The sequence below is a fragment of the Roseateles chitinivorans genome (genome assembly GCF_050632145.1).
Lineage (GTDB): Bacteria > Pseudomonadota > Gammaproteobacteria > Burkholderiales > Burkholderiaceae_C > Roseateles > Roseateles chitinivorans_B.
In genome coordinates this window covers 6,106,883-6,126,186 of sequence record NZ_CP192577.1, presented here as the reverse complement: position 1 = coordinate 6,126,186, position 19,304 = coordinate 6,106,883, and the positions used below count along the sequence as shown (strand labels likewise).

Sequence of the window (19,304 nt, the reverse complement as noted above, 5' to 3'; positions counted from 1 at the left end):
GCTTTCATAACCTCCAGGAACGAAAGAATGATCCGGGTCGACATTCCGCGAGCCGCTGTCGCACCTAGCATCGGAGGACCCCGGCGCACGATCGGGGCCTCACAGGAGACAAGATGAATCGCAGATCCCTGATCGCGGCGGGCTCGGCCGCGCTGGCCGCGGCGATGCTGCCGGCGGGCGCCTTCGCGCAGACCTACCCGGACCGCCCCGTCCGCCTGATCGTGCCCTACGCGCCCGGCGGCAGCGCCGACATCGTCGCGCGGCTGATCTCGGACGAATGGGGCAAGGCGCTCGGCAAGCCGCTGGTGGTCGAGAACAAGGCCGGCGCGGGCGGCAACGTCGGCGTGGCCGAGGTCGCGAAGTCCGCGGGCGACGGCTACACGATCGGCCTGCAGACGGTCTCGCTCGCGATCAATCCGGCGCTCACGCCGAAGATGCCCTACGACACGCTCAAGGACCTGGCACCGATCGGCATGGTCGCGAGCTCGCAGCACGTGCTCGTGGTCAACGAACAGGTGCCGGCGAAGACGGTCAAGGAACTGGTCGTACTGGCCAAGAGCCGTCCCGGCAAGCTCTCCTACGCGTCGGCGGGCACGGGCAGCACCTTCCACATGTCGGCGGAGCTGTTCAAGGCGGTGGCGGGCGTGAGCATCGTCCACATCCCCTATCGCGGCGGCGGTCCCGCGTTGAGCGACACCATCGGCGGCCAGGTCGAGATGTCCTTCCCGGTGCTGTCGGCCGCGCAGGGGCATGTGCAGTCGGGCAAGCTGCGCGCGCTGGGCGTGACCGGCCCGAAGCGCTCGCCGCTGATGCCCGACGTGCCGACGATCGCCGAGGCCGGCGTTCCCGGTTACTCCTTCGAGACCTGGTTCATGGTATTCGCGCCCGCCGCCACGCCGCGGCCCGTCATCGACAAGCTGAACGCGACGCTGCACGCCGTGCTGACCTCGCAGGCGGTCAAGGACCGGATGGCCAAGGAAGGCTTCGAGGCCACGCCGTCGACGGCGGCGCAGGCGCGCGCCCGTCTGGAGAAGGAACTGCCGCAGTGGGGCAAGCTCGTGAAGGAGCGCGGGATCACGGCGGATTGATCGGGCGCGCGCTCCCGCGTGCCAGGTCTTGCCCTGTTCAGAGCCACACGCGCGGCCGGCGGCCGACGCTGGCGTCGACGAGCAGCTTGTGCGTCTTCTTGTCGATCGCCTCCGGCGGCACGTGGGCGAGCACGAGCCGGGCGAACTCCGGCAGACCGCCGAGGTTCGTCGACACGCGCGCCCGGGTGCCCGCCTGGTCTTCGAGCACGAACCACTTCATCGTCGGCGAGAAACGCACGAGCCGCACGTCGGCCCAGCGCATCGTGCCGCGCCCGCCGAAGCGGCGCCCGAAGTCGATGGCGTCGTCGGACAGCAGATGCCGGGCGAAGAAGTAGTCGGCGACCATGGGCAGCGCCATCAGCCCGAGCGCGACGAAGCACAACGTGGTGCCGAGCGTCGCTGCTGGGTGCTTGCCCGTGGCGACGGACACCGCGGCGAGCCAGAAGAAGAACGCAGCGCTGAGCGCGCCGATCACGAGGGTCGTGACCGGGAGACGGAGTTGAATCGACATCGGGGGAGAGGTTCCGTGGGCGGGGCGAGCGGTGCGGTCGACCGCCGATGCCGAGTATCTACGCCGCCGCCTTCGGCCGGACCAGCGGCTGGGCGTTGAGGAACAGCACCAGCCCGCGCACGGTGTCGGTCTTGTCGCGGAAGGGATTGGCGGTCCAGTCGTCCAGCGACCGGCAAGCGCGATTCGCAACGCGCTCGACAATGTCCAGGTCCAGTTCCTCGGGATCGATGCGGAGGTCGGCGACCATCCGGTCGTCGGCTCGAATGGGGAAGTCTTTCAGACCGTGAACGACGGCCATCTCATCCTGCAGCGCTTCGTAGACCGCGCGAACGACCCACGAATCGACGGCGCGGAGATCGAAGTCGCGAGAGAACTCGCAGATGGATTGAGCGGCGCGGGCGGCGGCTAGGCCGCGCAAAGCCGCTGCCGTCCGCTTGAGTTGTGGACGACCCCAGCCGAAATACCACGCGGCCGACGCGCCGGCGATCACGACGGTGCCTGTGAGGACGGCAACGGGCGCTTCAACCAGACGCCAGAGATACCAGGCGGTCAGGGTCAGGGGGATGCCCCACATCACCAGGGACGAAGCGACCCGCGGCCAGCCGGAGGGCGACTCGGGACTGGCTTTCGGCATTCGGCGGGAGGGGATGCGCATCGGGCGATTCTGCTTCACGGTGAACGGGAGATCTGCGCAAGGGGAGCGGGATGTCTCAGTCCTCCGCCCCCACGCAGCCCAGCATCGCCGCCACCAGCGTGGCGTCCTGCCGCTCGCGCAGGCAGTAGAGGTACTCCCGCACCAGCGGCATCTCCTGCTCGAAGGGCAGCGCGATCAGGTCCGGGTGTTTCCCGGTCTCATGCGCCGCGAAGATGCTGAGACCCAGCCCGCGCACGACCGCCTCGCGCAGCGCTTCCCGGCTGGCGATCTCCATCTGCGCGGCCGGGCGCACGCCTGCGGCGTCCAGCGCCTGCTCGCTCAGCGTGCGCGTCATCGAGCCGCGTTCCCGCACCAGCAGCGTCTCCTGCGCCAGCGCCGCCAGCGGCACCGCCGCGCGCCGCGCCAGCGCATGGCCGCGCGGCAGCAGCAGCACCAGCGGGTCCGCGCCCAGCTCCACACGGTGCAGCCGCGCGTCGTCCACCAGGTGGCTGGAGGTCGCCAGGTCCACCTGGTAGGCCAGCAGCGCGTCCACCATCTGCCGTGAATTGCCGGCCGCGATGCTCAGGTCCACGCGCGGGTGCCGCGTCCTGAAGCGCTGCGCCAGCGTCAGCGTGTAGTACGGCGCCGTGGCGCCCAGCCGCAGCGTGCCGCCGCGCAGTTCGGCCGAATCGCGCAACGCGAACTCGATGTCCAGCTCCTGCTGCAGCAGCGCGTCCACCTGCGGCATCAGCCGCCGGCCCGCGTCGCTCAGGGTCAGCCGCCCGCCGCCGCGGTGGAAGAGCTCCACCCCGTACTGCTCCTCCAGCGCGCGGATCTGCGTCGTCACCGTCGGCTGGGACAGGCCCAGCTGCTTCGCCGCGCCCGTGATCGACCCCAGCCGCGCCACCGCGAAGAAGGCCTTCAGCTGGTTCACGAGCACCGCGGGTCCCCCAAATCGGCCAATACCGGTTTCCGGGAACTTGGGGCGTTTGACGCGTCAATGACATATGCCATTCCTACAGTGTCCCCCATCGATCACCGCCCGATGGAGCGCCCATGCCGATCACGTCCCTGTCGACCACCCGGTCGAGCCCCCTGTCCACCGTCCTGCACGCCGCCGCGGCGCTGGCCCTGGCCGCGATCGCCGCGCTCACCAGCCCGGAGGTCCACGCCCAAGGCATGCAGGGAACGCCAGGCAAGACCGAGCTGCTGGTCTACAGCGCCCTCGAGGCCGACCAGATCAAGGCCTACAAGACCGCCTTCGAGCAGGACCACCCCGCCATCGAGCTGAAGTTCGTCCGCGAGTCCACCGGCATCGTCACCGCCCGGCTGCTGGCCGAGAAGGCCAACCCGCAGGCCGACGTCGTCTGGGGCCTGGCGGCGACCTCGCTGATGCTGCTGGACAAGGAAGGGATGCTCGCGTCGTACGCGCCCAAGGGGCTGGAGCAGGTCCGCGCCACGATGCGCGACCCGCGTCCGCAGCCGACCTGGGTCGGCATGGACCTGTGGTCCTCGGCCGTGTGCTTCAACACCGCCGAGGCCGCGAAGCGCAGCCTGCCCAAGCCGACCTCCTGGGCCGACCTGACCCAACCCGTCTACAAGGGCCTGCTGACGATGCCGCACCCGGCCTCCAGCGGCACCGGCTACCTGATGGTCTCCGCGTGGCTGCAGATGATGGGCGAAGCCAAGGGCTGGGCCTTCATGGACGCACTGCACCAGAACATGGGCGTCTACACGCACAGCGGCTCCAAGCCCTGCCGCCAGGCCGGCGCCGGCGAGTTCCCGGTCGGGCTGTCCTTCGAGTACCGCGCCAACAAGACCAAGAAGGAAGGCGCGCCGATCGACATCGTGTTCCCGAAGGAAGGCCTGGGCTGGGACGTCGAGGCCACCGCCGTCATGAAGACGACGAAGAAGCTCGACGCCGCCAAGGCGCTGGCCGACTGGTCCGTGACGCGCAAGGCCAATGAGCTCTATGCGAAGAACTTCGCCGTGCTGGCACTGCCCTCGGTGCAGGAGCAGCTGGAGTTCGTGCCCTCCGACCTCGACAAGCTGCTGGCGAAGAACGACTTCAACTGGGCCGCCGCGAACCGCGACCGCATCCTCGCCGAGTGGTCGCGCCGCTACGAGGCCAAGGCCGAGAAGAAGTGATCCATCGCCCTGATCCGCCTGTGATCCGCCTGTGATCCGCCTGTGATCCTCCCCTGAGCCCGAGACCGGACGTCCCCATGCTGCATCTGCGCCAGATCACCAAGCGTTTCGGCACGCAGACGGTGCTGCAAGGCATCGACCTGGACCTGCGCGCCGGGGAGTTCGTGTCGTTGCTGGGGCCGTCGGGCTGCGGCAAGACGACGCTGCTGCGCATCGTCTGCGGCATCGAGACGCCCGAGTCCGGCCAGGTGCTGATGCACGGCCTGGACATCACGGCCTGGCCCGCGTCGCAGCGGCGTTTCGGCGTGGTGTTCCAGTCCTATGCGCTGTTCCCCAACATGACGGCGCGGGAGAACGTCCGCTACGGCCTCGACGACCTGCCGCGGCAGGAGGCGTCCGACCGCGCCGAGGAGATGCTCGCGCTGGTCGGCCTGCTCGACCAGGCCGGCAAGTTCCCGGCGCAGCTGTCCGGCGGGCAGCAGCAGCGCGTCGCGCTCGCCCGCGCGCTGGCGCCGGGGCCCAAGCTGCTGCTGCTCGACGAGCCGCTGTCGGCGCTCGACGCGCAGGTCCGGCTTGAACTGCGCACCGAGATCCGCGCGTTGCAGCAGCGGCTGGGCATCACGACGCTGATGGTGACGCACGACCAGGACGAGGCGCTGGCGATGTCGGACCGCGTGGTGCTGCTGGCCAAGGGCCAGATCGCGCAGCAGGGCGCACCGCGCCAGCTCTACGACCGCCCGGCGAGCGCGCTGGTGGCGGGCTTCGTCGGCCGGATGAACTGGATGGACGGGCAGGTCGTCGCCGAGGGGCGTGTGCGCGTCGGCACCACGCTGCTGGACTGCGACACGCGGATCTACAAGACCGGCAGCGTCGTGCGCGTGGGCATCCGACCGGAGGCGATCCGTCTGATGGACGGGGAGGGCGCGATGCTGCGCGCCCGCATCGAGACGCTGCAGTTCCACGGCGCGGTCACGCAGGTGCTGCTGCGCTGCGAGGTGCTGGGCGGTGGGATGACCATGGAACTTCCGAGCGGCGAAGCCGCTGGGCTCAGCGAAGGCGAGGTCCGCGGCCTGCGGCTGCCGGCCGAGGCCTTGCATCTCTTCGATGCGCCGCTGTCGATGCGGAGGGCCGCGTGAGCCTGGTGTTCGACCGCGCGTCCCGGGCGCCGCAGGTGCCGCTTCCGCGACTCCGTCGCGGGCAGCTCGAAGCCTGGGTGCTGCGCGCGCTGCTGGCCGCCGGGCTCGTCACGCTGACGGTGATCATCCTGTTGCCGCTGATGTCGTTGCTGGCGCAGAGCGTGCTCGACGGGCAGGGGCGTTTCGTGGGCGCGTCGCACTTCGTCGCGTACTTCTCGACCGGCCGCTGGAGCGCGCTGTGGAACAGCGTCGCGCTCTCGGGTGTCTCCGCCGTCGTCTGCGTCGCGCTCGCCTACGGCTACGCCTGGGCGCTGACGCACACGGCCGTGCCGGCCAAGGGGCTGTGGCGCGCGCTCGCGCTGCTGCCGCTGCTCGCGCCGTCGCTGCTGGCGGCCATCGGACTGGTCTACGCCTTCGGCAACCAGGGCCTGTTGAAGGGCCCGATGCAGGCGCTCGGCATCGACAGCATCTACGGCCCCGCCGGCATCGTGCTGGGCTCGGTGCTGTGGACCTTCCCGCACGCGATGCTGATCCTCGTCACCACGCTGTCCAGCAGCGACGCCCGCACGATCGAGGCGGCGCGGTGCCTGGGCGCCGGCGGCTGGCGCGTGTTCCGCACGGTGACGCTGCCGGCCAGCCGCTACGGGCTGCTGATCTCGCTGGTGGTCGTGTTCGTGCTGGTGCTGACCGACTTCGGCGTGCCCAAGGTCGTCGGCGGGCAGACCGCGATGCTGGCCACCGACATCTACAAGGAGGTCGTCGGCCAGCAGCGGCTGGACCGCGGCGCGGTCGTCGCGCTGCTGCTGCTCCTGCCGGCGCTGGGCGCCTTCGTGCTGGAGCAGCGCCTGCGCGCCCGCCAGCGCGCCGTGCTGAGCCTGCGCGCGGTGCCGCACGTGCCGACACCGGTCGCGGCGCGCGACCTCGGCGCGTTGCTGTATTGCGCGCTGGTCGCGGTGGCACTGGCCGGCGTCTTCGGCATCGCGGTGTACGCCTCCTTCGCGCAGTACTGGCCGTACCAGCTCGCGCCGACCTTGTCGCACTACCAGTTCGACATGAGCGACGGCGGCGGCTGGGCCAGCTACGGCAACTCGCTGCGCCTGGCGGCATGGACGGCGCTCGCCGGCGCGACGCTGAGCTTCCTGCTGGCCTGGCTGGTCGACAAACCGCGCGGCTTCGTCGCCGCGCGCGGCGTGCTCAACGCGCTGGCGACGCTGCCGATGGCGGTGCCGGGTCTTGCCCTCGGCCTGGGCTACATCCTGTTCTTCAACGCGCCGTGGAACCCGCTGCGCGGCTGGTATGGCGGGCTGGGGCTGCTGGTGCTGTGCACGGTGGCGCATTACTACTCGGTCGCGCACCTGACGCAGCTCGGCGCGCTGCGCCAGCTCGATCCCGAATACGAGCGCGTCGCCGAATCGCTCGGCCTGCCGTTCTGGACGCACCTGCGCCGCGTGCACCTGCCCATCGCGATCCCGACGCTGGTGCAGGTGGCGGGCTACTTCTTCGTCAGTGCGCTGACGACGGTGTCGGCGGTGGTGTTCCTGTACTCGCCCGATACCACGCTGGCCGCGATCGCGGTGCTGGCGATGGATGACGCCGGGGATACCGCACCGGCCGCGGCGATGGCGACGCTGCTGTTCGTCACGGCGGCGGTGGGACGCGGCGTCATCGGGCTGGTCGGGCATGTGCTCATCCAACGCACCCAGCGGTGGCGCGCGCGGTAGTACCCACCGACGTCCAACCTCTTTCAACAGCCCCCTTTCCATGACCCATGACCTCCTCGTGGTCGGCGCCGGCATCGTCGGCCTGGCCCATGCCTGGGCCGGCGCGAAGCGCGGCTGGCGCGTCGTCGTCGTCGAGCGCGACGCGGCCTGCATCGGCGCGTCCATCCGCAACTTCGGCTTCGTGACCGTCACCGGCCAGCAACGCGGCGCGCACTGGCGCCGTGCGAGACGCTCGCGCGATCTCTGGGCCGAGCTCGCGCCCCAGGCCGGGCTGCGCATCGAGCACGCCGGCCTGCTGCTGGCCGCGCGATGCGAAGAATCCGAGGCCCTGCTGGACGCCTTCCTCGCCACCGAGATGGGCGAGGGCTGCGAGCGCCTCGGCACCGACGGCGCGACGGCGCGTCAGCCGGGCCTGCGCGCGAGGGGGAGCACGGCGACCGCCTGCTCGGCGCCTTGTACAGCCCGCACGAGCTGCGCGTCGAATCACGCGACGCGATCCCGCGCATCGCCGCGTGGCTCGCGGAACGGTACGGCGTCGAGTTCCGCTTCGGCGAGTCGGTGCTCGAGATCGAGACGCCGCACGTCCGTACGTCACGCGCGGCCTATCACGCCGAACGTGTCGCGGTCTGCTCGGGCGCCGAGTTGCACGGCCTCTTCGCCGACCGCTGGACGCCGTACGCGCTGTCCTTGTGCCAGCTGCAGATGCTGCGCGTGCGTCCGCCGTCGGGCTTCCGTCTGAACGCCGCCCTGATGGCCGATCTCAGCCTGGTGCGCTACGAAGGCTATTCGGCGCTGCCGGAGGCCCGGCCGCTGCTGCGGCGGTTGTCGGCCGAACGCCATGAAGCGCTGGCCCATGGCATCCACCTGATCGCGGTGCAGAGCGCCGACGGCACGCTGGTCGTCGGCGACTCGCACCACTACGGTCCGGTGCTGCCGCCGTTCGGCAGCGAGGCGGTGGACCGGTTGATCCTCGACGAACTGCACCGCCAGCTGGCGCTGCCCTCGCTGGCGGTGGTCGAGCGCTGGACCGGCGTCTATCCGGTCAGCACGTCGGCGCCGTGCCTGGTGGAAGCGCCGGACGAGCGCACGCGGTTGGTGATGGTCACCAGCGGCACCGGTGCCAGCACGGCGTTCGGCCTGGCCGAGGAGGTGCTGGCGGGGTGGTGAGCGGGCGGTGCGCCGCCGCGATCTCAGCGGCTGTGCGCCGTCAGCTTCGCCAGCGGCGAGGCCAGGCTGATGCCGGGCGCGGCGCGGCGTGCGCTCGGTCGGCCGTCCGCGTCGGTCTCGTCGAGGTCCGGATGCGCCGCGCCGAGCGCCAGTCCGGCCGGCCCCGCGTGGTCGCGCCGCATCGCGACGCCGACCGCCAGCATGTCGATCACCAGCAGGTGCAGGATGCGGCTGATCATCGGCAGGTGGGTGGCGACATCCTCGACGTGATCGACGATCAGCGCCGCGTCGGCCTTCTTGGCCAGCGGCGACTGGCTGGCGGTGATCGCCAGCACGTGGGCGCCGCGCTCGCGCGCCGCGTCGGCCACCGCGATCAGCTCGGGCAGCTTGCCGCTGCTGCTGATCAGCACGGCCACGTCGCCCGCCTTGAGCGTCTGGGCCGCCAGCAGCTGCAGCCGCGGCTCGACGTAGGCGTTGCACGCCACGCCCAGCCGCAGGAACTTGAACTGCGCGTCCTGCGCGACGACGCCGTAATGGCCGATCGCGAAGAACTCGATCCGCGTGGCGTTCAGCAGCAGCTCGATGCTGCGGTCGATCATGTCGCGGTTGAGCTGGCTGCGCACCTGCAGGATCGCCGACGCGGTGTTGCCCAGCACCTTCTCGCCGAGCTCCACCATCGAGTCGTCCTGCGTCACCTGCGTGTGGCTGACCGGCACCGTGCCGGTCAGGCCCGAGGCCAGCCGCAGCTTGAAGTCGGACAAGCCCTCGCATCCGAGCGAGCGGCAGAAGCGGATCACCGTCGGCTGGCTGACGCTGGCCGCGCGGGCGATCTCGGCGATCGGGTCGTTCAGCACCTTGCGCGAATGCGCCAGCACGTGGTCCGCGACGCGCTGCTCGGCCGGCGAGAGGCCGTCGCGCGCGCGCCTGATCTGGCCGACGATCGCCGAGGCGGCGCCGCTGGTCTGCAGGCTGCGCAGCTGCGCCTCCAGGATCGCGGACGCGCCCTTGAAGGTGGCGTGCTCGGCCGTGATCACGAAGGTCGGGATCGCGGTGACGTAGTCGGAGAAACGGCCCTTGTCCTCGAAGCGTTCGCGGAAGCGCGAGGCGGTCGAAGTACTCGCCCAGCCGCGGCACGATGCCGCCGCCGATGTAGATGCCGCCCAGCGCGCCCAGCGTCACCGCCAGGTTGGCCGCGGCGGTGCCCAGCAGCGTGCAGAACAGGTCCAGCGTGGCTTCGCAGACGGGGTCGGCGGCCTCGAGCGCGCGCGCCGTGATGTCCGGCGCCGTCAGCGGCTCCGACGGACGCTTCAGGTAGTCCGCCATCGCACGATGCATCAGCTCGAGACCTGGCCCCGACAGCAGCCGCTCGAAGGAGACGTGCTCGTACTCGTTCCAGGCGAAGCGCAGCAGCGCGATCTCGCGTTCGTCGCGCGGCGCGAAGTTGGTGTGGCCGCCTTCGGAGCCGAGCGAGATCCAGCCCTCGCCGGCCGGGATCAGGCCCGACACGCCCAGGCCGGAGCCCGAGCCCAGCAGGCCGATCACGCTGTGCGGGCGCGCCTCGCCGCCGCCGATCTGGCGGATCTCGCTGCCGCGCAGGCGGGGCAGCGCCATCGCCAGCGCGGTGAAGTCGTTGACGACGACCAGCGTGTCCAGGCCGAGGCGCTGACGCGCTTCCTCGATCGAGAACTGCCAGTGGTAGTTGGTCATGCGCACCTGGTCGCCCTCGACCGGGTTGGCGATCGCGATCGCCGCGTGCGCCGGCTTCAGCTGGCGCGGCAGCCGGTCCATGTAGGACCGCACCGCGGCATGGAAGTCGGCATGCTCGGCGCAGCGCAGCAAGGCGATGTGCTCGAACTCTCCCGGGGTGGTTTCCAGGGCGAAGCGGGCGAAGGTGCCGCCGATGTCGGCGATGAGCCGGGGACTGTCGAATTCACGCATGAAGCCGCGATTATGGCGCGCCGCCCCGAGCCACCCGGAAGGGTTCGCCCTAGCGGGGGGATGCGGCGCAGGCGTTTGGGTGTGTAGCGTGACTACAGCGTGGAAATCAGGCGAGAATTGCAATCGATGAACGAAAAAAACGTTCAGTGACAAGCAATTGAACGCGAGACACGAAACTGCGACAGCGCCGGAGAAGTGACCTTGGATCGCCTTGGCAACATCTCTCTTGTGCTGGTCATGTAGTTTTGCTACCTTGCGGAAATTCGCCGCGGACGCGGTCCCGGATGTGCCTCGGCGGCGCATTCCCAGTCAGAGAGCAGGACAAGAACAGTGCAAGCAGATCAGGGTGTGAACGCCGCGGGTTATCCGTGGCTGGTGGCGGACATCGGCGGCAGCAATGCCCGCTTCGCGTGGGTCGACGGCCCCGGCCAGGCCGTGGCGCACGTGCGCAAGCTGCCGGTCGCGCAGTACGACTCGCTGCGCGCCGCGGCCGAGGCCTATCTGAAGGAGCTCGCCGGCCTGGGCGTGAGCGCGCGTCCGAAACGGGCCTCGCTGGCACTGGCCACGGCGATCAACAGCGACCGCATCGAGCTGACCAACAGCCACTGGACCTTCTCGCGCAGCCAGCTGCAGGCTGAACTGGGGCTGGACGAGCTGCGGCTGCTGAACGACTTCGAGGCGCTGGCGCTGTCGCTGCCGGGCCTGCGGGCGGACCAGGTCGCGGCGGTCCCGGGTCCGGCCCTGGCGTCGCCACGCGGCACGCTGGCGGTGATCGGCCCGGGCACCGGCCTGGGTGTCGGCGGCGTGATCGAGACCTCCGGCGGCTGGGTCGCGCTGGCGGGCGAGGGCGGCCACATGACCCTGGCGCCGACCAACGACTACGAGAGCGCGCTGCTGGCCGCCGCGCGCCAGGAGTTCCCGCATGTCTCCGCCGAGCGCTTCCTGTCGGGCGTCGGCCTGCCGACGCTGCATGCGGCGGTGGCCGCGGTCGCCGGCCAGCCGTCGGCTCCGCGGCTGACGGCGGAGCAGATCGTCGAGGGTTCGCTGTCCGGCGATGCCATCTGCGCCAAGACCATGGACCAGTTCTGTGCCTTCCTGGGCAGCTTCGCCGGCAGCGTCACGCTGGCGCTGGGGGCGCGGGGCGGCGTCTACATCGGCGGCGGCATCGTGCCGCGGCTGGGCGAGCGCTTCTTCCAATCGTCCTTCCGGGCGAGTTTCGAGGCCAAGGGGCGTTTCACGCCCTATCTGGCGTCGGTCCCCTGCGTGCTCATCACCGACACGCTGACCGCGCTGGCGGGCGCGGCCTTCGCGCTGGAGCAGTCGGTGCGCTGAAGGGTCAGCAAGGTTGTAGTCAAGCTACATAACGCCTTTTGAACGGCGGCCCGAGTGGCCGCCGTTTTTCATTTCTCCTCCCTAATTTGCAGTTTTATTCGTAGAAACCCGGGGTAACTTCGTCGTTTTTCCACCATGAAGCGCGCTGTATCGGTCGTCCAGGGTTTGCGAGGGCTTGGTTCGTGATCTAGTTTTAGTACAGAATTCTTTTCGAACGTTGGGTTCCGTCGTCCCTGCCACGTGAACCTCCAGATCGCAGTTCCCCGCAGGGCGAGCCGAAGCCGGGCACCGACGGGTGCTCAAGAACAGCAAGAGCTACAGGAGACAAAGAGATGAAGACATCGAACGCCTCGCGCGAGTTGTTCCGGGTGCAGCCGGTCGCTGCCGGTTGCCTGATGACGCTGGCCCTGATGGCCGGCGCCGCGCACGCGCAGCAGGCCCAGACCGAGGCCGACAAGGCCGCCGCGGAGAAGGCCGCCGCCGACCGCCAGCTGGAAACCGTGACCGTCACCGGCATCCGCCGCGGCATCGAGGCCGCGATCTCGGTGAAGAAGAACGCCGACGCCATCGTCGAAGCTGTGTCGGCCGAAGACATCGGCAAGCTGCCCGACGTCTCCATCGCCGAATCGATCGCGCGCCTGCCGGGCCTCTCGGCCCAGCGCGTGGCCGGCCGCGCGCAGGTGATCTCGGTCCGCGGCCTGTCGCCCGACTTCGCGACCACGCTGCTCAACGGCCGCGAGATCGTCTCCACCGGCGACAACCGCAGCGTCGAGTTCGACCAGTACCCGTCCGAGCTGCTGAGCGGCGTGGTCGTCTACAAGACGCCGTATGCGGACCTGGTGGGCCAGGGCCTGTCGGGCACGATCGACATGCAGACGGTCCGTCCGCTCAACTTCAGCACCCGCGTGGTGACGCTGAACGCGCGCGGCCAGCGCAACTCGCTGGGCCGCGCCGCCAACGAGAGCGCCACGGGCAACCGCCTGAGCGCCAGCTACATCGACCAGTTCGCCGACCGGACCGTCGGCGTGTCCTTGGGCTACGCGCACCAGGAGACACCGGTCCAGGAAGAGCAGGTCGGCCTGTACGAACCCTGGGACCAGTCACCCCGCACCGGGCTGCCGACGGGCACCTACAACTCCGGCGGCATCAAGGCGCTGCGCCGCACCGGCCGGACCGAGCGCGACGCGCTGATGGGCACGATCGAGTTCCGCCCCAACAAGAATTGGACCAGCGTCGTCGACGGCTTCTGGAGCCGGGCCAAGCAGGTCGATACGGCCAACCAGTTCGAAATGAGCACGAGCTGGAACGGTGCCGATGATGCGAACCCCCGCCCAAGCTGGGCTGGTCCAACCCGACGATCAACGCCAACGGCACGCAGACCGGCGGCACGCTGCTCAACGCGTATCCGCTGGTGCGCGGCATGTACAACAAGCGCGACGACAAGATCGTCGCCGCGGGCTGGAACAACAAGCTCAAGTTCGAGAGCGGCCTCTCGCTGACGGCCGACGTCAACTATTCGCGCGCCACGCGCAAGGAACTCGTTCTCGAGAACAACACCCAGTTCAGCCGCGCTGGAGGCGTCTGGCCGGTGGACAACGTCGGCCTGACGTTCAAGACCGGCGACTTCTCGCAGTTCGCGCCGGGACTCAGCTACTCGGATCCCAAGCTGCTGTTCCTGCAGGACACGATCTACGGCTCGGGCTACGGCAAGGTGCCCAGCGTCAAGGACGACCTGAGCGGCTTCAAGCTGGTCGGCAACCTGCCCGCGCCCGAGTCGCTGTCGGGCTGGTTCTCCGACTTCGAGGCGGGCCTGAACTACGCGGACCGCTCGAAGAAGAAGCGCCAGCCGGAAGGCAGCATCACGATCGACAACACGAAGTACACCCCGGTCGGCGAGGAGTTCCAGTACAGCCCGGTCGACCTGAGCTTCGCGGGTCTGGGGCTGATCCCGGCCTGGAACGTGCCGGGCGCGGTCGGCCGCTACATGTCCTTCCAGCCGACGGAATCGCTGAACTACCTCATCCCCAAGGCCTGGGACGTGAAGGAGAAGAGCACGACGGCCTTCCTGAAGGCCAACATCGACTCGTCGACCTTCGGCATCCCGATGCGCGGCAACATCGGGCTGCAGGTGGTGAACACCGACCAGTCCTCGCAGTCCAACTACTGGGATGCGACGCTGAACAACCGCAACGGCGGCGTGAAGCCGATCAACGGCGGCAAGACCTACACCGATTACCTGCCCTCGCTGAACCTGTCGTGGCAGCTGGCGAATGACCAGACCCTGCGTTTCGCGCTGGCCAAGCAGATGGCGCGTCCGCGTGTCGAGGAACTGAACGCCGGCATCGAGTTCGGCGTCGACGGCGCGACCGGCAAGCCCGGCGCGAAGGGCGGCAACCCGACGCTGGATCCGTGGCGCGCGAACGCGGTCGACCTGTCCTGGGAGAAGTACTTCGGCAACAAGGCCTACGTGGCGGTGGCGGGCTACTTCAAGGACCTGCGCAGCTACATCTACAAGCAGACGGTCGACAACTACGACTTCTCGCGCTTCGTGGCGGATTACGTGCCGCAGCCGGGGCAGCCGCAGGCGTTGCCGACGGGCACCTTCTCCGCGCCGCAGAACGGCCAGGGCGGTCAGCTGCGGGGCGTGGAGCTGACGGCGTCGCTGCCGCTGGATCTGGTGAGCCCGGCGCTGAAGGGCTTCGGCCTGTCGGCCAGCGCGACCTTCAACAGCAGCAACATCACGATCCTGGATCCGGACAGCGCGAACAGCGTGGGCAACGGACCGATCTCGCTGCCGGGCCTGTCCAAGCGCGTGTACAACCTGACCGCGTACTACGAGGCCAACGGCTTCGAGTTCCGCGTCAGCCAGCGCAAGCGCTCGGACTTCATCGGCGAGATCGGCAACTTCAACGGCGCGCGCACGCTGCGTTACGTGGTCGGCGAGAGCATCGTGGATGCGCAGATCGGCTACAACTTCACCGAGGGGTCGCTGAAGGGACTGGGCCTGCTGGCGCAGGTCAACAACCTGACCGACCAGGCCTACCGCACCTATGCGCAGACGAAGGACCGGCCGCTGGAGTACATCAAGTGGGGCCGGACGTTCCTGCTCGGCGCGACGTACAAGTTCTGATGAACGCCTGAACCGACGGACCCGGCAGGGTCGGGTTCAAGGAGAGGAAGCCCCGTCCGGCGTGAGCCGGGCGGGGCTTCATTCCTTGGCCATGCCGTGCGGTCGACGCGAGGCCGGCAGGGCAGACCAGGCCTGCTCGAACCATTGTCTGGCCGCCCGTGCATCGGCGACCGCCCAGCCGTTCCTGATGAACAGGTCGAGGTCGTACAGCGGCCCTTCGCGGAGGTCCTGCTCGTTCTGCAGGTAGTTCAGCGCGCGGCGATACCAGTCGTTGGCCTGCGCCGGCTCAGAGGCCAGCAGGTAGCTGTGGCCCACGTTCACCAGCGCATTCATATGGGTGGGGTCCAGCGCCGCGGCCGTCTGGCACGACGGACGAGCCTGGAGCGGCTGATTCCGTTCCAGCAGGGACCAGCAGACGTTGTTGTGGTCGTTGCCCGTGGCGCCGGGGCGCTTGAGGAGCTCCTGCCTGGCCTCGAAGGCCTCGGCGGTCTTGCCTTGCGCCGTGAGCGCGCGCGCCAACTGCCGCCAGTCGGCGGCGTTGCTCTGCGACTGCGCCACCATCTGCCGCGCCACGGCCTCGGCCGCCGGCCAGTCCTTGGCCTTGGCGGGCGCTTCGAATTGATGGCGCAGGTCGTCGAGCGACTGGGCCCGCAGCGCCGGCGTGAACGAGGCACCCAGCGCCAGCGCCACCAGTCCGGCGGTCTTGCGACCTGTGAGTCGTGCCCGCGTGATCGGGGCGGCTTCCTGATGCATGGTCTCCAGTCTCCGTCCGTGGGCGGTGGCGGCGCGCTGCCGGTGGCTTGCCCCATGGGGTCGGGCATGCCAGCCCTCCATGGACTTGCCTTAGAAGGCCATGCAGGCGCCGATCGAGGCCAAGCGTACATTGGATCGCTTCCCCTGATATTTGGCACGGGCCAGATCCACATCGACTTCCCTTCACTGTGCATTCGCGCTGGTCGGGTCAATCCCCCAGCAACACCCGGCCCGACAGCGGCCCGATCTCCACGAGCAGCTTTCCGTTGGCCGCCGCCTTCATCGGCGCGCCGGGCGTCATCGCATCGATGAAGGGGATGCCGCGCAGCGCGGGCGGCAGCGTCAGCTCGACGCGCATCGGCTCGGCGGCGTTGTTCATCGCGACGATCGCGTTGCGCTGGCCGTCCTGGCGCAGCAGCACGATGACGTGTTCGTCGAGCCACAGCGGCGCCGACAAGGTGCCGTGCCGCAGCACCGGCTGCGCGTGCCGCAGCGCCACCAGCCGCTTGAACCGGTCGCGCAGCGCGAGGTCCGGCTGGCCGCCTTCGTCGGCCCACGGATAGGGCGCGCGGTTGTACGGATCCTCGCCGCCACCCAGGCCCACCTCGTCGCCGTAGTAGATCGTCGGCGCGCCGGGATAGGTCATCTGGAAGAAGACCGCCAGCAGCAGCCGGCGCTTGCCGTCGGCCACCTGCTCCGGCGGGCTGTCGTCGCGCACGCCGAAGTGATGCAGCGCGCGCGGCTGGTCGTGCGAGGACAGCAGCGTCATCGACGCGAACAGCGACGGCGCCGGGTAGGACTCGCGCAGCAGTTCGAGGTTCTGGTAGAGGCGCTCCGCGTTGCCGCCGGCCGCGTAGTCCAGCACCGTGTTGCGGAAGATGTAGTTCATCGTCGCGTCGAAGGTGTCGCCGAGGAAGAACTTGCTCGCGTCGAACCAGGTCTCCGCGATCGTCAGCGCGCCGGGCTGGTGGCGCTTCACCGCGACGCGCCAGGCGCGCCAGAAGTCGTCCGGCACCCACGGCGCCACGTCCATCCGCCAACCCGCCGCGCCGCGGTCCAGCCAGAACTGCATCACCCCGTCGCGGCCGAAGGCGTAGTCGCGGAACGCGCGGCTGGACTTGTCGAGTTCGGGCAGGTCCTTGATGCCGATCCAGGCAGCGTACTGGTCGTCCGCCTTGCCCTTGGAGAGATCGAACTTGAACCAGCTCGCGTAGGGCGACGCCGGGTTGGGCCTGCCGTTGTCGAAGGCCCCGCCGGCGGGGAAGTTGCCGAAGCGGTTGAAGTAGGGCGAGTCGGCGCCGACGTGGTTCAGCGAGGTGTCCGGGATCACGCGCAGGCCGCGTTTGCCGGCCTCGCTGGTGAGGCGCTCGAAGTCCGCATTGCTGCCGAAGGCCGGGTCGATGCGCTTGTAGTCGCCGGTGTCGTACTTGTGGTTGCTGGCGGCCTGGAAGATCGGCGTCAGGTAGAGCGCGTTGGCGCCGAGATCGCGCAGATCGTCGAGCTTGTCGATGATCCCGGCGAGGTCGCCGCCGAAGAAGTCGTTGTTGTAGACCGCGTCGGAGCCGTCGCCGCTGCCCGGCTTGTACGGCCGGTCCAGCCAGCGGGGGTGACGTTCGATGCCGTGGTCCTGGTACTTCGCTGTCCCGACCTGCGGATCGTTGGCCTTGTCGCCGTTGCGGAAGCGCTCGGGGAAGACGTAGTAGTAGACGAGATCCCGGGCGAAGTCCGGCACGGCGAAGTCGGACGCGTGGATCGTCTGCCGGTAGCGGCGGATCGCGAAGGGCGGGACCGGTCCCTTGCCGTCGGCAACGCCGGGGAGTGTGGCCATCGGCGCGACGGTGGCCGGACCCATCGAGCCCTTTTCCTTGGTCCAGTAGATCGAGTCGGCGTTGTTCTGGACGATGAAGCGCTCGCCGCCGATCGTCGCGACGAAGTAGTAGCCGTAGACGCCCGGCGCGCCGAAGCGATGACGCGCCTTCCACAGGTCCCGGCCGGCGGCGATACCGGCCTTGTGCAGCGGCACCCGCGCCTCCTCGGCGTAGGCGATCAGGTCCTCGTTGCCTTCGACCCGGCGGCGCTCGACGACGAGCTCGAGCTTTTCCACGCCGGGCAGGGCGGTCAGCTGGAAGTCGATCCAGGACTTGGCGGGCAAGGCGCCGAACGGCTTCTTGAATTCAGCCAGGCGCGAGTCGAAGCGCAGGCTCGCGGCGACGGGCGTCAGTGCGGGGGCAGTGCGGGTGCCGAGGCCGAGGACGCCGGGGCGGTCGCAGCCTGCGGCGGTGCCTGCCCGAATGCCAGCACCGGTGCCAGGAGCGCGATGCACAGCGGGCGGCAGGGAAGGTGGCAAGGAGGGCGGCAAGGAGGGCGGCAAGGAGGGCGGCAAGGAGGGCGGCAAGGAGGGCGGCAAGGAGGGCGGCAAGGAGGGCGAGGCGATGGGCGCATCCGACAACGCTATCGCGAAGCGGTACCGCCGACCAGCCCCTGCTCGATCGTCAGCTGCCGCTGGCGGCCCCGACGCCGGCGTCGCCCCCGTGGCCTTGCGCCAGCTGGCCAGCGTGTTGGCGAACTCGATGACGGCCATCGCGTAGTAGCTGCTCTGGTTGTAGCGCGTCACCGTGTAGAAGTTCTGCGTGCCGGCGACGTACACCGGCGCGGCACCGCCCATCTGGAGCTCGATCAGCGCCAGCGGTCCGTTGTGGGCGCGACCCTGGGGCGACAACTGCGCGCCGACCGATTCGAACTGCCGGGCGTCCAGCTGCGGCAGCACGTCGCTGATCAGCAGTTGCGCGCGCGCGGCGGTGTCGTTGGGCACCTGCACCTCGTAGTGCGTCGGCATACCGCGCTGCCAGCCGTGCTCTTTCAGGAAGTTGGCCACCGAGCCGATCGCGTCGACCGGGCTGTTGATCAGGTCCACGTGACCGTCGCCGTCGAAGTCGATCGCGTAGCGTCGCCAGCTGCCTGGCATGAACTGGCCCCAGCCCATCGCGCCCGCATACGAGCCCTTCATCGCCATCGGATCCAGGCCGTTCTCGCGCGCCAGGATCAGGAACTGGCGCAGTTCCTCGCGGAAGAACGGGCTGCGGTCGCGCGCGCCCGGCGGCAGCGGCGACGGGTAGTCGAAGCTCAGGGTCGCCAGCGCGTCCAGCACGCGGAAGGTGCCCATGATGCGGCCGTAGAAGGTCTCCACGCCGATCACCGAGGCGATCACCTCGGCCGGAACGCCGTAGGTCGCCTCGGCGCGCGCCAGGGCCGACTCGTGCGTCGCCCAGAACGCCAGGCCCGCCTGCAGCCGTTGCGGTTCGACGAAGCGTTGCCGGTAGGCGCCCCAGTCCTTGGCCTGTCCCGGCGGTCCGGGCAGGATCAGGCGCTGGACCGTGGGCTGCGGGCGCGCCAGCGCCAGCACGGCGCGCAGTTCCTCGCGCCGGTAGCCGAGCGAGTCGGCCTGCGCATCGGCGAAGGCCATCACGTCGGCGCGATCGCCGTACTCAGGAAGCACCGCCGGTTTGCGCGCCGGTTTCTTCACCGGCTTCTTGACGGGCTTCGCCGCCGCCTTCGAGGCGGCCTGCGACCGGGCGGGCGCGGCGTCCTGTGCCATCACCGGGCCCGTGCCCAGCAGGGCCATCAGCGGCGAGGCGGCCATCGAGGCCTGCAGGAGCGTGCGGAGGAATGCGCGGCGGGGAGTGGGACGGCGGGTACGACGAAGGGCAGTCATGCGGTCGGTGCGGTCGGTCATGCGGGCGGAGACG

The 19,304-nt window shown here is 69.6% G+C and carries 14 protein-coding genes and 2 pseudogenes; 9 read left to right on the top strand and 7 right to left on the bottom strand.

Going from position 1 to position 19,304, the window contains the following annotated elements:
- Positions 1 to 113: 113 nt before the first annotated feature.
- On the top strand, positions 114 to 1,088 hold the full coding sequence (locus ACQ86G_RS28080; protein ID WP_431258334.1) for a tripartite tricarboxylate transporter substrate binding protein: 975 nt from the start codon (positions 114 to 116) through the stop codon (positions 1,086 to 1,088).
- A 37-nt stretch (positions 1,089 to 1,125) separates the two neighbouring features.
- On the opposite strand, the gene ACQ86G_RS28075 is transcribed toward ACQ86G_RS28080, so the two are convergent.
- The 3 genes from ACQ86G_RS28075 to ACQ86G_RS28065 are packed head-to-tail and all read right to left on the bottom strand — an operon-like array spanning position 1,126 to position 3,173.
- Positions 1,126 to 1,599 (bottom strand): hypothetical protein, encoded by a 474-nt coding sequence (locus ACQ86G_RS28075; protein WP_431258333.1) that lies wholly within the window; start codon positions 1,597 to 1,599, stop codon positions 1,126 to 1,128.
- Between the two features lie 58 nt (positions 1,600 to 1,657).
- The gene (locus ACQ86G_RS28070; protein ID WP_431258332.1) at positions 1,658 to 2,254 is read right to left on the bottom strand and encodes a hypothetical protein; all 597 of its coding nucleotides are present in this window, start codon (positions 2,252 to 2,254) and stop codon (positions 1,658 to 1,660) included.
- A gap of 55 nt (positions 2,255 to 2,309) precedes the next feature.
- A complete protein-coding gene (locus tag ACQ86G_RS28065) occupies positions 2,310 to 3,173 on the bottom strand; it encodes a LysR substrate-binding domain-containing protein (RefSeq protein ID WP_431258331.1) in 864 nt (287 codons plus the stop codon).
- A 116-nt stretch (positions 3,174 to 3,289) separates the two neighbouring features.
- Here ACQ86G_RS28065 and ACQ86G_RS28060 point away from each other — a divergent pair, with 116 nt between their 5' ends.
- From ACQ86G_RS28060 to ACQ86G_RS28040, 5 genes and pseudogenes are all read left to right on the top strand, one after another.
- Complete coding sequence (locus ACQ86G_RS28060) at positions 3,290 to 4,381, top strand: putative 2-aminoethylphosphonate ABC transporter substrate-binding protein (RefSeq protein ID WP_431258330.1); 1,092 nt, start codon at positions 3,290 to 3,292, stop codon at positions 4,379 to 4,381.
- 77 nt (positions 4,382 to 4,458) lie between these two features.
- Positions 4,459 to 5,517 carry an ABC transporter ATP-binding protein gene (locus tag ACQ86G_RS28055; RefSeq protein ID WP_431258329.1) on the top strand — a complete coding sequence of 353 codons (1,059 nt, stop codon included), beginning with the start codon at positions 4,459 to 4,461 and terminating at the stop codon, positions 5,515 to 5,517.
- Complete coding sequence (locus ACQ86G_RS28050; protein WP_431258328.1) at positions 5,514 to 7,238, top strand: putative 2-aminoethylphosphonate ABC transporter permease subunit; 1,725 nt, start codon at positions 5,514 to 5,516, stop codon at positions 7,236 to 7,238. Before ACQ86G_RS28055 ends, ACQ86G_RS28050 begins: the two co-directional genes overlap by 4 nt.
- Positions 7,198 to 7,596 (top strand): annotated as a pseudogene (locus ACQ86G_RS28045) (FAD-dependent oxidoreductase); the annotation flags it as partial. The gene ACQ86G_RS28050 and the pseudogene ACQ86G_RS28045, both read left to right, overlap by 41 nt.
- A gap of 95 nt (positions 7,597 to 7,691) precedes the next feature.
- Complete coding sequence (locus ACQ86G_RS28040) at positions 7,692 to 8,405, top strand: FAD-dependent oxidoreductase (protein WP_431261554.1); 714 nt, start codon at positions 7,692 to 7,694, stop codon at positions 8,403 to 8,405.
- Positions 8,406 to 8,428: 23 nt separating this feature from the next.
- Here the strand turns inward: ACQ86G_RS28040 and ACQ86G_RS28035 are convergent, their stop codons facing one another.
- Both ACQ86G_RS28035 and glk (ACQ86G_RS28030) read right to left on the bottom strand, forming a co-directional pair.
- On the bottom strand, positions 8,429 to 9,439 hold the full coding sequence (locus ACQ86G_RS28035; protein ID WP_431258327.1) for an SIS domain-containing protein: 1,011 nt from the start codon (positions 9,437 to 9,439) through the stop codon (positions 8,429 to 8,431).
- A gap of 115 nt (positions 9,440 to 9,554) precedes the next feature.
- Positions 9,555 to 10,343: pseudogene (gene glk / locus ACQ86G_RS28030) on the bottom strand (glucokinase); the annotation flags it as partial.
- A 330-nt stretch (positions 10,344 to 10,673) separates the two neighbouring features.
- Here glk (ACQ86G_RS28030) and glk (ACQ86G_RS28025) point away from each other — a divergent pair.
- The 3 genes from glk (ACQ86G_RS28025) to ACQ86G_RS28015 all read left to right on the top strand — a co-directional run bounded on the left by glk (ACQ86G_RS28025) (position 10,674) and on the right by ACQ86G_RS28015 (position 14,805).
- Positions 10,674 to 11,675, top strand: a complete 1,002-nt coding sequence (gene glk / locus ACQ86G_RS28025; RefSeq protein ID WP_431258326.1) for a glucokinase — start codon at positions 10,674 to 10,676, stop codon at positions 11,673 to 11,675.
- 332 nt (positions 11,676 to 12,007) lie between these two features.
- The gene (locus ACQ86G_RS28020; RefSeq protein ID WP_431258325.1) at positions 12,008 to 13,174 is read left to right on the top strand and encodes a TonB-dependent receptor plug domain-containing protein; all 1,167 of its coding nucleotides are present in this window, start codon (positions 12,008 to 12,010) and stop codon (positions 13,172 to 13,174) included.
- Entirely contained in the window at positions 13,087 to 14,805 is a 1,719-nt protein-coding gene (locus ACQ86G_RS28015; protein ID WP_431258324.1) for a TonB-dependent receptor, read from the top strand. Before ACQ86G_RS28020 ends, ACQ86G_RS28015 begins: the two co-directional genes overlap by 88 nt.
- A gap of 78 nt (positions 14,806 to 14,883) precedes the next feature.
- Here ACQ86G_RS28015 and ACQ86G_RS28010 read toward each other — a convergent pair whose 3' ends face one another.
- Both ACQ86G_RS28010 and mltB read right to left on the bottom strand, forming a co-directional pair.
- A complete protein-coding gene (locus ACQ86G_RS28010; RefSeq protein WP_431258323.1) occupies positions 14,884 to 15,558 on the bottom strand; it encodes a hypothetical protein in 675 nt (224 codons plus the stop codon).
- A 208-nt stretch (positions 15,559 to 15,766) separates the two neighbouring features.
- Positions 15,767 to 19,291: a lytic murein transglycosylase B gene (mltB, locus tag ACQ86G_RS28005; protein WP_431258322.1), complete on the bottom strand. Its 3,525-nt coding sequence runs from the start codon at positions 19,289 to 19,291 to the stop codon at positions 15,767 to 15,769.
- Positions 19,292 to 19,304: the final 13 nt, after the last annotated feature.